General features: G+C 58.7%; 8 protein-coding genes and 4 pseudogenes. 3 read left to right on the top strand and 9 right to left on the bottom strand.

What is annotated here, in order from left to right:
* Positions 1-51: 51 nt before the first annotated feature.
* A pseudogene (locus ACYHH6_RS09470) lies at positions 52-1,287 on the top strand (transposase family protein).
* Between the two features lie 647 nt (positions 1,288-1,934).
* Positions 1,935-2,252 carry a hypothetical protein gene (locus ACYHH6_RS09465; protein ID WP_435053491.1) on the top strand — a complete coding sequence of 106 codons (318 nt, stop codon included), beginning with the start codon at positions 1,935-1,937 and terminating at the stop codon, positions 2,250-2,252.
* A 108-nt stretch (positions 2,253-2,360) separates the two neighbouring features.
* Here the strand turns inward: ACYHH6_RS09465 and ACYHH6_RS09460 are convergent, their stop codons facing one another.
* From ACYHH6_RS09460 to ACYHH6_RS09420, 9 genes and pseudogenes are all read right to left on the bottom strand, one after another.
* Entirely contained in the window at positions 2,361-3,653 is a 1,293-nt protein-coding gene (locus tag ACYHH6_RS09460) for an NAD(P)/FAD-dependent oxidoreductase (protein ID WP_352522245.1), read from the bottom strand.
* 463 nt (positions 3,654-4,116) lie between these two features.
* A pseudogene (locus ACYHH6_RS09455) lies at positions 4,117-4,736 on the bottom strand (CapA family protein); the annotation flags it as partial.
* A 12-nt stretch (positions 4,737-4,748) separates the two neighbouring features.
* Positions 4,749-5,831 (bottom strand): ABC transporter ATP-binding protein, encoded by a 1,083-nt coding sequence (locus ACYHH6_RS09450; protein ID WP_352522246.1) that lies wholly within the window; start codon positions 5,829-5,831, stop codon positions 4,749-4,751.
* Positions 5,828-6,856, bottom strand: coding sequence for an ABC transporter ATP-binding protein (locus ACYHH6_RS09445; protein WP_352522247.1), 1,029 nt, complete (start codon positions 6,854-6,856; stop codon positions 5,828-5,830). Before ACYHH6_RS09445 ends, ACYHH6_RS09450 begins: the two co-directional genes overlap by 4 nt.
* Before the next feature lies 1 nt (position 6,857).
* A complete protein-coding gene (locus ACYHH6_RS09440; RefSeq protein ID WP_352522248.1) occupies positions 6,858-7,739 on the bottom strand; it encodes an ABC transporter permease in 882 nt (293 codons plus the stop codon).
* 1 nt (position 7,740) lies between these two features.
* Positions 7,741-8,682, bottom strand: coding sequence for an ABC transporter permease (locus tag ACYHH6_RS09435; protein ID WP_488473648.1), 942 nt, complete (start codon positions 8,680-8,682; stop codon positions 7,741-7,743).
* Entirely contained in the window at positions 8,682-10,289 is a 1,608-nt protein-coding gene (locus ACYHH6_RS09430) for an ABC transporter substrate-binding protein (protein ID WP_488481985.1), read from the bottom strand. The genes ACYHH6_RS09435 and ACYHH6_RS09430 overlap by 1 nt, the downstream gene beginning before the upstream one ends.
* 967 nt (positions 10,290-11,256) lie before the next feature.
* A pseudogene (locus tag ACYHH6_RS09425) lies at positions 11,257-11,400 on the bottom strand (IS630 family transposase); the annotation flags it as partial.
* A gap of 155 nt (positions 11,401-11,555) precedes the next feature.
* Positions 11,556-12,818, bottom strand: a complete 1,263-nt coding sequence (locus ACYHH6_RS09420; protein WP_352593658.1) for an ATP-grasp domain-containing protein — start codon at positions 12,816-12,818, stop codon at positions 11,556-11,558.
* A gap of 454 nt (positions 12,819-13,272) precedes the next feature.
* On the opposite strand from ACYHH6_RS09420, the pseudogene ACYHH6_RS09415 reads away from it, so the two are divergent.
* Positions 13,273-13,853: pseudogene (locus tag ACYHH6_RS09415) on the top strand (malate synthase G); the annotation flags it as partial.
* Between the last annotated feature and the right edge of the window lie 35 nt (positions 13,854-13,888).

Genomic DNA, 13,888 nt, shown 5'->3' with positions numbered 1-13,888 from the left:
TGATGATTTTGCATGGCGGCGTGGTGCTGTTTTCTGACGCGAATCAGCACCATGGTGAGAAATTTGCGTTTGTCGTCCTTGATCCCGGCGGGATTGTTGTCGAGGCCATCGCTGAGAACGAAGGAGTGATCGTCATTACCGCGCGGTCAGGGACGCTGGCGCGGCCTTGCCTCTTTGCCGCAGAGTGTCGAGCCGCGTCCACAGCCGCTATGTTCGACGCGTGTCCGATCTTCCCTGTAGTGGGACGAAGGTAGAGCTCCGCCTCGTCGCGCGGCGCTTCGTCTGCGATGCAACATTGTGCCGTCGAAGAATCTTCGCCGAGCGCTTTGACGACAGTGTTGTCACCGAGCGATCGCGCCGGACCTCGCGATTGGAGTGTATCGTTCATCACCTTGGACTGGCGCTTGGCCGCAGGCCGGCGGCTAGTTTCGCAAAGCGGCTGATGGTTCCGGTCAGCAACGACACATTTGGCGGGTGGCGACGGGCCTGTTTACGAACAGACCCTATCAAGATTGTCGGCATCGACGACTGGGCCTATCGCCGTAACCATCGCTGTACGGCACGATCGTCTGCGATCTGGAGCGACGGCGGGTCGTGACGTTGTTGCTGAAGTTGCCGGGGTCGAGGCTTGGCTGGCCGATCACCCTGAGATCGAAACCGTCTTGCGCGACCGCGGGGGCGGTTACGGCGAAGCCACCGCCAGTCATCACCGAATGCGGTTCAGGTCGCCGACGCTCATGAAGAATGCGAGCGCGGCTTTCCTCGACGCCGTTCGCAAGTCGATGCGGATAATCCGAACTGCGATCGGCCCTACGACGATCAATCCCGACTTGCTCACCCACGTGGAGAAGCCATACGAAGGATACCTGCGGCGTGATGAGACAAACGCGGCGCTCCACAGGTGCCGTCAGCCAGAACGATCGCGCGGCTGATGACGACGGCCCGTGATTATCTGAGCAAAGCCGACACGGTCATGATCGCCGCCATCGAGGCGGGCGTGCCCCTGCTGGTGGAAGCACGCAACCTGATCGCCGGTTTCCATTCCATGATCAGCAAGAAGCTTGCCGATGATTTCGAGCCGTGGATCGCCGACGCCGGCAAAAGCCTCATCGCGTCTTTCGTCAATGGCACAATTCGCGACATGCCGCCGTCCGCGCCGCGATCACCGAACCATGATCCAACGGTCAAACAGAGGGACAGATCGCCAAGCTCAAGCTTGTGAAACGGCAGATGTATGGACGCGGAACGCTCGACCTCCTGGAAGCCAGGCTGATCGATGCCGTATGATCCCGAAGTTCATCGAGAGTGCGTCAGACCCAAAATTGCACGCCGAAACATACGGACAGGCTGACCTAGTAAGTGCGTCTGTTGCATCGACAGCACTGTGGTCATCGTTCTTTCCGGCAGGGTCTGTGGTTGCGGTTAGCTCATAGCGTATCCGGGCTGAAGTTCTACGGCATGAGCTGATCGATGCGGGAGATTGTCCAGCCCTTGGCGATACGCTGAGGGTTTCCTGGAGCCAGACGAGTGGAGTGACGCCTTTCATTTTTGCGTCTGCAGCGTGGTGCCTCAAGGCCGGGCCGTATGTGGGCAATGCGGCAAGCATTGCCGGGTTCGTTACGCTGCCCGGCGTGGGCGGCAGGAAGCACATCTATGATCGCGCCCATCCATACCTGTCGTGGGGACCCTTGTGCCAGTCGATCGCCGGGCCTCCTGTCGATGAAGCGATGGCGCAGCCACGATTATACGCGGCACGGCACCCTTTCGCTGTTTGCCGCACTCGATGCCGCTATCGGCACGATCATCGGCCGCTGCTTCAAACGCCACCGCGCGCAGGAACTTCTGAAGTTCCTGCGCGAGATCGAGGCCAATGTGCCGGCTGACCTCGATATCCACATCGTCATGGACAACTACGCCACCCACAGACCAGCACAGTGCCAGGCTTCTTTCTCAAGCGGCCTCGTTGGCACATCCACTTCACGCCGACGGCCGCGTCGTGGCTCAACCAGGTCGAACGCTTCTTCGCCAACCTCACCGAAAAGCAGATCGGGCGCGGCTTCCACAGGTCGACACAGGAGCTGGAGACGGCAATCACAGCCTATATCGAAACCGTCAATGCCGATCCCAGACCCTTCAGATGGACAAAGTCGGCCGACGATATCCTCAACGGCATCAAACGCTTCTGCCTCGCAACGATCCAGACCGCCGGAAATCAAACCAGAATGGCAGAAACTTCAGAATCAGGACACTAGACGTCGTGATCGCCACGAGCGAAGCCTGGGCCGTGCCGGTAAATCAAATGGTGGCCTGGTATTCTGCCGGCGATCGCCTAAGTCGTAAGGCTTTCGCAAAGTCAAGATTTAGCATTCAGTAAGAGGGTGCATAGCCGGAAACACTTGCGCGCGATTGAATCGGGAGAGCGAATAAGGCGATATATCGATTGAAGGCCTTTCGTCCATCATCAAGGCTGTTGCGAGACGCGCCATCATTGGTGCTTCCGTCAAACCATAGTGTCCATTGCCGAATGCGAAGATCACGTTGCGGTCACCAGTCGCACGATCCAGCACAGGTAAGCCATCCGGGAGTGAGGGCCGCATGCCTACCCATTGTTTTGCTCCAGAGCGCTCCAACCCCGGAAACGTCATCATCCCTAATTTGAGCATGCGGTCGGCGAAATGCCAGTTGGGTTTCGCCTCCAATCCGGAGAACTCGGCACCTCCGGTAATGCGTAACCCCATCTCCATCGACGTAGCAGATATACTCAAGTCACAGTTCGTCACAGGCAAGTTCAGGTGGACGCCCGACTGAGGCAGAGTAATATGATAGCCCCGTTCTGCCTCTAGAGGCACGCGAGCCCCAAACATACTAGCAAGCCGACGAGACCATACGCCGGCTGCAATTACCAGAGCATCATACCGCTGCCGCGCTCCGCCTTCCAGGATGGCAGTTCCACCACCTTCGGGACTGCGCTCGACAGCCACCAAGGCGGCACGCCGAACCGTCCCCCCACGCGCCACAAAAGCATGGGCAAGGACCTGAACCAGCCGGTACGGGTTGGCGCAAAAGCCATTGTCAGGAAAGAATATCCCGCTACCATAAGCTGCGGACAAAGCTGGCACAAGGTCTTGGACTTGCCCCCCCGAAAGGGCTTCAACGCGGACCCCGGCCTCAGCGCGCAAGACACGACTAAGTGTAGTGCCATCCGCGCCGTGGGAATGACGCGAAACATAAAGTTGACCTGCCTTCGTAATCAGATCTGTCTCTCCAAGCTCTTGCAACAGTGGAAGGTAAAGATTGAACGTCTCCTTATGTAACGCATGCATCGCCCTTGAAATATGCCTCACGTTTGCGGGATGGCTCGCCCTAAGCCACCGCAATAAAAACGGCGCGAGTCGTGGGAGGTGGCGCAAACTTATGGATAGAGGTCCGTAAGGCGAAAACACCCAAGAGGGAATCTTTAGGAGATTTCCTGGCATGGAAAAGGGCACCACCGCCCCTGCTACAACGTTGCCCGCGTTGCCGAAAGAGCAACCGTCGCCGGGTGATCGAGGGTCGATAAGTGTCACGCTGCAGCCACGACGCTGCAATTCGACGGCGCAGTTAATGCCAACGATACCGCCGCCTGCTACTAAGACCTCTTTGGGAAGGCTCATATGGCAACTACTCTTTGTTTGTGGGCCTGTTCTCTGCAGAGCGCCCGTACTTCATAGGCGCGGCAGAATGGCACATGACGATGCACAGTTTATTCCAAATCGAGTCACGCCGTGAAATAGAGAACTCATAAGATCGAGAGCTTTGGCTCGATAATAGTAATCGATGCCGAGGCGAAGGGGCGCCCTTCCCTCGTTAGACGCGGGACTAATCGACTACCGTGAGAAACGTCAGATCGTTGCGCCCAATCAACGCTGCGCAGTCGTCACCTTGTCGTCGTTGCCAGCGCCTGGCCGGACGCCAGCTTGAGAAGCAGGAAGTTGGATATCCCGACTACCCACGACAGTCGAAACCATCCTCCTGCGCAGAACGTTTGATGACACATACGTGGGGCCCTCAGTCATTGCCGGTGGTAGCGATCACCCTGCGAGGTCAAGATCTCATAGGATATGGTGCCTGCGGCGTCATGTCGAGCGGGAGTATGATGCTCCTCGTCAAACGAAGGGGGTTCAGGCCCGGTCTGCCTGGGGCCTCGCCAGCTGGATCACATGCACGCGCCATGGACCCGAACGTCGAGGCAAACGACAACATCGCAACACGCCCGCGAGGCGTCTCCAGGAAGCGGGCGGCCCCCGCCTGTGCGAGGTTCTCGCCAGCGCCTGCATGGATGATCCTGTGGCTATCAAGCGCGCGGCTTGTCTCGCGCATCCCTTCGACGCCCCAGTCGAGCGTGTGGTTGTTCGCGCGACTGACCATATTGAAGCCCATCGCTTTCAAATCAACTCCCAGTTCCGGGTCGCTGATGCAATACGCTCCGCCGTACTCAGCCTGCGGGCATCCTTTGGCAGAACATCCAAGATATTGGTTTCCAAGTTGCCAAAAGTAACGTCGGCCCCATTAAAGATCTTGAGGACATCGTCCAAGCCGGGATAATGACTTTTTGTTACTGGCCGCGCATAGAGAAGGTCGCCAACTGCCGCCATTCTGAAACCTTTTTCAACATTTGTGGCAATGGAACCCACAGTGTCAAAGCCATCGTCATCATGGGCTGGATGACGACCACTTTCGTGTGAATCTCTTTCCATGATTCCTGCTTTTCACGAGTGCTGTTTTGAGTGCCTTGATGTTCCGGTGGACCAAACCGTGCGGCTATGCGACGGGAGCAAGTCGAGCGCTGCCCTCCCATCCGACTGTCCTGTAATGCCTTCAGCCGGAGCGCGCACATGACAGGCGACGACGCGCCCGTCAGCCATCGGTACTAAAGGCGGCACCTCGATTCGGCAGCGCTCGACCGCGAGCGGGCAGCGCGGATGGAACGCGCAGCCCTTGGGCGGATTGACAGGGCTCGGCACCTCCCCCTCGACGGGCGCCTCCAGCCGAACTCGCGTCGGATCGGGGATCGGGGCTGCCGCGATCAGCGCCTCGGTGTAAGGGTGGACGGGCTTGGCGAAGAGTGCCTCACATGGGGCGAGCTCCACGATCCGCCCCAGATACATGACCGCGACACGATGGCCGATATGCTCGATGACGCCAAGGTCATGGGAGATGAAGACGAAAGCGATGCCCATCTGCTGCTGGAGATCCAGAAGCAGGTTCAGGATCTGAGCCTGTACGGAAACGTCGAGGGCCGAAACTGCCTCATCGGCGATGATGAGCGAGGGCTGGAGAGCCAGAGCCCGTGCGATGCCGAGCCGCTGCCGCTGACCACCCGACAGTTCGGACGGGAGCCTGTCCATCATCTGAGCCGACATGCCAACTTTTCGCAGAAGCTCCGCGGCAAGCTCTTTGCGTTGCTTGCGGCTGAGGTGCTCAAAATTCTCGACGGGTTCAGTAATGATCTTTTCGGCGGTGATGCGCGGGTTTAGCGACGAATAGGGATCCTGGAAGACCATCTGCATCCGCCGCCGCCAGGCACGCAAAGCACCCTTTTTGAGACCGGCGATGTCGGTGCCCTCGATCAGCACGCGTCCGCTCGTCGGTTCCGCAAGCCGCATCAGCAGACGCGCGATAGTGGACTTGCCGCAGCCGGATTCGCCGACGATACAGAGCGTCTCGCCAGCCTCGACGGAAAAGGATACATCCTGGACCGCGCGCACCACCGGGATGGTCTTGTTCAGGAACCCCGCACCGAGCGGATAATGCTTGGTTAGGTTCTCGACTTTCAGCAGAGGTCCGCTCATGCGCTAACCACCTCTTCGGCGCGCCAGCAAGCAGCGGCGTGGCCCGGCCCGACGTTAATCACAACCGGCGTCTTTTCACGGCAAATGTCTATCGCGAACGGACAGCGAGGCGCGAAACTGCATCCGATAATCGGCTCGCGCAGGCTGGGTACGATACCAGGGATTTCTGGCAGACGATGCTGTCGGCCGCGCCGCCGATCAGGCACCGAGCGCATCAGTCCCTGAGTGTAGGGGTGCGCAGGGCGCGCGAACAGATCAATGACGCTCGCCTGCTCCACGATGCGGCCGGCATACATGACAATCACGCGTTGGCACGTCTCGGCGACGACGCCCAGATCGTGCGTGATGAACATCACCGCCGTTCCCATGCGCTCTTTCAATTCAACCACCAGCCGCAGGATTTGGGCCTGGATGGTGACGTCGAGCGCAGTTGTCGGTTCATCGGCAATCAGAAGTTCCGGTGAGCAGGCAAGCGCCATGGCGATCATGGCGCGCTGGCGCATGCCGCCCGACATTTCGTGGGGATAGTTGTCAACCCGACGGTCGGGATCCGCGATGCGGACCAGACGAAGCAGCTCTTGCGCCTTGGCCATCGCTTCTGGCCGGGAGGCCTTGGTGTGAATCTGCACCGCTTCGGCGATTTGGTGACCGATGGTATATACCGGGTTCAGGCTTGTCATCGGCTCCTGGAAAATCATGGCGATCTGGTTACCACGAATTCCTCGCATATCTCGTTCAGAGAGTTTTAGAAGGTCGCGCCCGCGAAATCGGATCTCGCCGCCAACGGTCCTGGCGCTCAGCTTCGGCAGCAGGCGGAGAATTGAAAGAGCGGTGACGCTCTTGCCGCATCCGGATTCGCCGACGATGCCGAGTGTTTCGCCACTCTTGACCTGGAAGCTGATGCCGCCCAGCGCGCGGGTGACGCTGTCTTCGCCGTAAAAGTGTGTCTCAAGGTCTCGGACATCGAGAAGCACGTCATCGCCTATCGTCGTATGCATTTGGCCTATTGTCGTATGCATTTGCATGTCAGCGCCTCCGCTTCGCACGGGGATCGAAAAAGTCGCGCAAGCCGTCCCCAAGAAGGTTAACGGCAAGGACCATGACCGCGAGGCAGATGCCGGGAGCAAAGACGGTCAACGGAGCGATAGCGAGATACAAGCGAGAGCTAGAGATCATGTTTCCCCAGCTGGGGATGTCGGGCGGGACTCCCACGCCGAGAAAGCTTAGCCCGGCCTCTGTCAGAATCGCATCTGCGCAGACAATGGCGCTTTGCACCATAAGCGCAGGAATGGTGCTCGGCAGGATATGCCGCCACAGCACCTTCGGCAGGCGCGCACCGCCGCAAATCGCGGCTTCGACATAGGGACGCTGCCGAACGCTCATAACCACCGAACGAACGATCCGGGTGACGCTTGGCAGCTGGACGATCGTGATGGCGAAGATGAGGATACCGACTCCGGGGCCGGTCAGGGAAATCAGCGCGATGGCTAGGAGAACCGTGGGGATCGACATCAGTCCGTCCATGACCCGCATCGCGATGCTGTCGAAGCCGCGGCTATAGCCGGCGAGGACACCGATGAGAAGGCCGCCGAGAGCTGCACCCGCCGCCGATATCAATCCCACCATGAGGGAGATCCGGGCGCCGAACATTGTTCGTGCAAACACGTCCCGCCCCAGATTGTCGCTTCCGAACCACATCTCAGCCGAAGCTGGCTGAAGACGTTTGAATGGATCCATGTTGAGAGGATCGCCGACGTAAAGCGGGGCAGCGAGTGCTAGAACGATCATTAGCGCCAGGAGGCCGCCGCCAAGCACGACCAGTGGCTGCCGCCTTGCGAGACGCGGCAGGTCAGATATTTGCAGGGGGCCCGTCGCGACGGCTTCAACTGGTGGGGAGAGGAGTGCCATATCAGTACCGGATGCGAGGATCGACCAGTGTGTAGGAAAGATCGACCGCCAGATTGATCAAGACGTAAAGGCCCGAAACAAGGATGAGCACGCCTTGAATGATCGGGTAATCGCGATTGTTGATCGCATCGACCACCAAGCGACCCACGCCAGGTACGTTGAAAACCGTTTCCGTGATGACGACACCCCCGATCAGACCAGCGAAACTCAAGCCGATCACTGTGAGGATCGGAGCACCTGCATTCTTAAGCGCATGGTGGAAAAGCATGGCATAGGACGACGCGCCCTTGGCGGCGGCCGTTCGCATATAGTCTTCCGACAGGACCTCCAGCATGCTCGCTCGCGCTATGCGCGCGATGAAAGCAATATAAGCGATACTCAAAGTGAGCGTCGGCAGGATGAGGTGCTCTAGCCAGGGCCAGAGGCCTTGGCCAATAGGCTGGTATCCCTGCACCGGCAGCGAATGCATGCTGATCGCGAACAAGTATATCAGAAAGAAGCCGATGACGAACACCGGGACCGAAAAACCAAGTGTCGCGAATGCCGTCAGGATGCGATCAACCAGGCCGCCAGCTCGCCATGCGGCAAGGATACCGAACGAAACCCCGACCGTCACCGAAAGGATCATCGTCAGGATCGACAGGCAAATGGTCGGTTCAAGGCGCTGTGAGATGAGTTCGAGAACCGGTCGCCCGGCAAAGATTGATGTGCCGAAATCACCGCTGAGCATGTCGCGCACCCAATGAAAGAACTGAACTGGCATGGGATCGTTCAGGCCAAGCTTTTCACGGATGCCGGCGATCATCTCCGCCGTGGCCGACTTGCCGGCGATAATCGCGGCCGGGTCACCGGGCGCCAGCCTCAAGAGCAGGAAGACGAAGACCCCGACCATTGCCATGACGGCAATGGTCGAAACTAGTCTGCGAATGATGTAGGCAACCATCAGGCTGAGGCCTTTTGCATGTTCCACATCGCGAAAAGGTGCGGCATCTCGATGAGTCCAGTGAGTGCCTTGCTACGTGCCAACGGCGAGATAGTTTGGCCGAGTCTAACGTCGCCGACGAACTCCCACCAAATCCGTTGCATTTTACGGGCCAGTTCCTTGCGTTCGTCGAGTGTTTCGACATCCGCCCATTTGGCCCGCAGGGCCTCATATTCATCGTTCTTCGGCCAGCCGTACCAGGCCTTGTCGCCGTTTGCGCCTAGGAAGGGCGCGGAGATTGGATCGCCTTGGACGTAGTCAGGGTCGTCCGTGATGAAGATGCTCCAGCCGCCGCTCTCGACGGGCTCCTTGTTGGCGCGCCGCGCAACAACCCCCCCCCAGTCGCTCGGTGCAAGCTCGGCATTGACCCCGATCTTCTGCAGCGTGGCCGCCAGAAGCTGCGAGGCGGCGTGGGCCGCCGCCCAGCTCGTTGGGTCGAGAATGACGACCTTTTCGCCCGCGTATCCCGCCTCTTTGAAGAGTTGCTTAGCCTTTTCGGGGTCGCCGCCCTTCTTGTACCACCCCGTATTTTCGTCATTCGAGTAAGGGGTGGTGTTTCCAAATATCGAAGTGACGGGTTGGCCATATTTTGGATCGGGGGCCGTGACGCTCAGAAACGCCTCTTGATCGATCAGGTGAAGCATCGCTTGGCGCGCCTTCACGTTGTCGAACGGCTTCTGCAGATGATTCATGCGCAGACACATGTCTGTGCCCGACTTGTTCAGAAGTTGTAGTACAAGGTTAGGATCGCTCTCGATCATGGGGTAAAGATCGGCGGAGGGCCACATCACCAGATCGACCTCACCCGCCTGTAAGGCTGCCAAAGCGGTCTGCTGATCGGCGATATTATCCCAGATGACGCGATCGATCTTGACGACTTTCCCGCCGGCGTATCCACTCGACGGCTCACTGCGGGGTAAGTATTTTTCGTTGCGATCGTAGGTGAAGCTCGAACCTGGCTTTGCAAGAGCTTCATTGAACTTGAACGGCCCCGATCCGATATTCGCAGTCACCTGCTCGGTTGCGGGGCGGCTAGCGTCCTTCTCGCGCATGATGAATGGGACCGGCTGCGATACCTTCGCCAGTAGGTCGATCAATAGCCCTAGCGGCTCTTTAAGCGCGATCGTGAATGTCTTATCATCCTTCTTCGAGATATCCTTGGCCCGCTCCATGAGAATTTGCCCTCCGGAATCCACTTGACCCCAGCGGCGGATCGAAGCGACACAGTCGGCCGCAGTGACGGGAGTGCCATCGTGCCAGCCTAAGCCATCCCGGAGCTCGAACGTATAGGTTTTCTTGTCCTCGGAAACGCCCCACTTCCCTACCATTTGCGGCTGCGGCTTCAACTCGGAGTCGAGTGCGAACAGCGTTTCGTATATGCCCAGGCCATGAATGGAGGTGCGATCATCCGTGTTGAAGATCGGATCGAAAACGGTAAGGTTACCCATCATCATCCGCACCGTTCGCGCGGCGGTTGGCTCCGTTTGCGCCCGCAGTACCGACGGCATCGATAAAGCAGTTCCAGCGGCCATGCCCATTTTGATGAGGTTGCGGCGAGAGATTCTCATATTTCCTTCCCCTTTCGAGTAGACGGCGCGATTAATTCGACGCTTCTAAAGTCTTGTCTTCACCTCGGTTATCGCTAATAAGCGACATGATCGGGCGACAGGTACGAACTGTAGCCCCTGGACCAGGAACGTTTGCGTCGAAATGAGTGCGCCGCTGAAATAGAGGCCCCACAAAGGGGCGTTGTTTGAAATGCGGGCGCCTCCGCAGGCCGGATCCGATAGCTCGCTCTAGGTCCGCAAACGCACCAGCCCCGCCGCTGGACCAGTTCCGAAAAAGTCAAGGCGTACGGGCGGGCTAGACTCTCCGATCCGCGCAACTCGGGCCAAGGCGTGAGGCGCCTTAATGAGGAGAGGTTGACGGACGTCGCAAGTGCAAATCCGGCGAGATCTGTAGATGTGAACGATGACGCGGCGTTCATGATGAAGTCGATCCTACCGCACTGGGCGCGCTTGACGTAGAGTTTTCTACGTAGCGTATCGCCTTGTAGTGCGACGGGCCGCGCTGCCGATCTTGGGCATCCGGACCTGGTCATTGCCAAGGGTTCGAAACAGCGTCGCATGTGGCTGGCGGCGGCTGGCCTCAGCTTTTTATCGGTTTGCCGTAATGATGTTGCTTCCGAATGGCATGGCGAAGGATTGTGAGGTGAGATGCCGTAGAAACCGGTAAGCTGTTTCGGCGCTAGACGTCATGTTCCTGGGCCGAGATCGGTGGCCCGCCCTTTCGTGGGATTGAAAGACGAGGGTTGCTTCTCTATTCGACAGGTTGAAGTCAAGCGCTTGTCGAGCTTTCCGCTTCGCCGCGCATGACGTCCTTGCGGGGTCTTGCTTCCCTACGGGATCGGCGCTCGGGCCGCCGCCCTTTATGGGGGATCGGGGTCATATCCGGCTGCTGCGAAGTAGTTTGCGCATTCGTGCGGCTCGAACAGTTTGACGATTTGGCCAACGGTGTTCCAGAACGGAACGCTCTCGTCCAGCCACGGTTGCGCAACCAGGCTCGGAGAGCACTGCGACCGATGGGAACGGATTTGTCCTCGCGCAGGCGCAGGACCATTTCATCGACCGTGATGTCTTTCTCCGCCTCGATCCTGCCGACGATAAAGGCTTCATGCGCAACTCCACGCATGCAACCGCCGCTCGCAGTGCGGATAGCTGAGGCAACCCTGACCATTGCTTCCTTCCGTCGTCGTTACGTCACCCATGCCGGCCTGATCCCGCTCATGCTCGCGCAATGCGCCGATGATCTGCTCTTGCGTGAACCACGGTCTCTTAATGGCCTGCCAGGTAGGAGCTAGGTTGCCATTCGGAGGGAGTCGAAAATGGTGTGATCGACCAATCGACTAAGTCTACAGCATCCTGGAGTATCGTCTCGGTCTGGGCAAAGCTGGGTGAAACGGCGATGATATGTCCGATCGCGTCGCGGTAATCGCCTTTCCTGTGGATCGGTGTCTTGGGCTCAACATAGAACTTGACTTCGACTATACCTGGTATAGCAGCTGCCCTATTGCTATTGATTAAGTCGAGGATGCCATCGCCATCAGGAATTAGAAACCGAGCGGCCGCAGGGTGCGAATGCCTTCTGCGCAAATCCCACTCCTGACCGATGACAAGCTTGATGTGCTCAGTGACGAGATCGATACCGTAAGCCAGCTGAACCAACTGAGGAGTAGGCGTGCCAGGGAGACGCGGATTGACTTCGATAACGACTGGGCCGCGCTTCGTCCACCGGATTTCAACGTTCGATGGTCCCCAGCCAAGGTCCAGAACTCGCAAACAGCTCAGCGAAACATCGACGATACGTTTCTGCTCCACATCGGCTAGCGGAGCCGGAAAGCTCACACCATGAAAGACGAAATGCGGGTGGGGGCCGAAGTCGGCGGGCGCTATCCCAACGACTTCATTTCCCATTATCTCGGCCCCGTATTGTGGGCCTTGTGCGAATTCCTCGACCAGTAAGCTCGGCGAAGACCGCCATATGTGATCGCCGCCCAAGAGATAGGCCGTATGTTCAGCCAACTCGTCGGCGTTGCGGCACAATTGGACACCGCTGCTGCCGCTGCCCACGACTGGCTTAAGAACTACTGGCAAGCCGATCTCCTCGGCGGCGCGTTCTACATCCGTCGCATTCCTCGCCAAGCGATAAGCAGGTACTGGAACCCCGGCCTTGGCGAGAAGCTGACGTTGAGTGAATTTGTTGCAGCATCGTTCAATCGATGCGGGGTTCGGTCCCGGTAGATCGAAACGCCGGCAGAGTTCGGAAGCCATCACACAGGCCGACTCGTCGGCGCCCGAAAAGCCGGTAATGCCCGAAATATCAAAGGTCGCACGTACCCGGGCACATTCGTGGATTAGCGCATCGAGATTGTCTGTATCGACACGGATTGCCTCAATTCCTTCCGCCATAAGATAGTCGTACTGAGTTGGATTAGCCGACAGAGTAATTGGATGCAGACCAAGACGCCGGGCCGCTTTCACGTATAGCAAACCAATACCACTGTGGCCTTCAACCAGGATGAGCGCCCTTTTTGTCATTGGCGTTGACCTCCGTTGCGTGCTGTGCGGCGGGCCGAGGTAAATAGGCATCACTGACCTCCGACTAGATTCTCGGTCCGTGATACGGCGTTGCTTGCATGCGCCGTGCCAAAGGAGAAGACGTGTTGAAACAACCTGATGGCGCTCATACCACTATGTCGCATGTCCGACATCGTCAGACATTGCCCGGATAAATGTCTGCGGTCCACAATTGCAGGCGGACGGCTGCGATGGCGTCGCTGAATGTGAAGCGGTTTGGTGTACCCTATGCCGCGGCATTGGGTACAGCGTCATAGCTGAGCAGGTTGTCGGCCCAAGTCGTGACGAGGGAATTGAGGCTGAGCGATGCAGGGGTGGCTCGATGCCAAGTCGGACCATTGAGGCTGGTCTTCACCCCGCGATGGCGCGCACTTCGGCAAAGGTGACCTCGACCTGCTAGCGTCGGACAAAGAAGGCAAGCATGCCCTCGCCGAAGGTGGCGACGCTGCACGCAACGCACTACCACAAGGTCGATGTGCATGCTGTGCAGGCAGCGCTGAAGAACCGGCCCAAGGCGAAGCTCGACGACATCCTGTCGGTGCCGGTGGCCAGGCGGCCGAACTGGACGCCGGACGAGATCCAGCGCGAACTCGACAACAACGCGCAAGGCATTCTCGGCTATGTCGTGCGCCGGATCGACCAGGGTGTCGGCTGCTCGAAAGTGCCCGATCAACGATGTCGGCCTGATGGAGGACCGCGCCACCTTGCGCATCTCCTCGCAGCACATCGCCAACTGGCTGCGCCACAAGGTGTGCTCGGAAATCCAGGTCAGGGAGTCGCTACAGCGCATGGCGGCGATCGGCGACCGCCAGAACGTCGGCGATCCGCTCTACCGGCCGATGGCCGGATTTCGACAAGTCGATCGCCATTCAGGCCGCCTGCGACCTGGTGTTCAAGGGCACAGTCCTGCCCAACGGCTACAGCGAGCCGGTGCTGCATGCCAGGCGGCTGCAGCTGAAGAAGGACCGTTTGCGAACGTGCTGCGGGGCTACATGAGTGCATTCAATCTCGCGGCTGCAACATGATCATCG

This window comes from Mesorhizobium sp. P171375, assembly GCF_057786075.1.
Note: the sequence above shows the minus strand (reverse complement) of the source record. Positions and strands in the feature narration are given on the sequence as shown.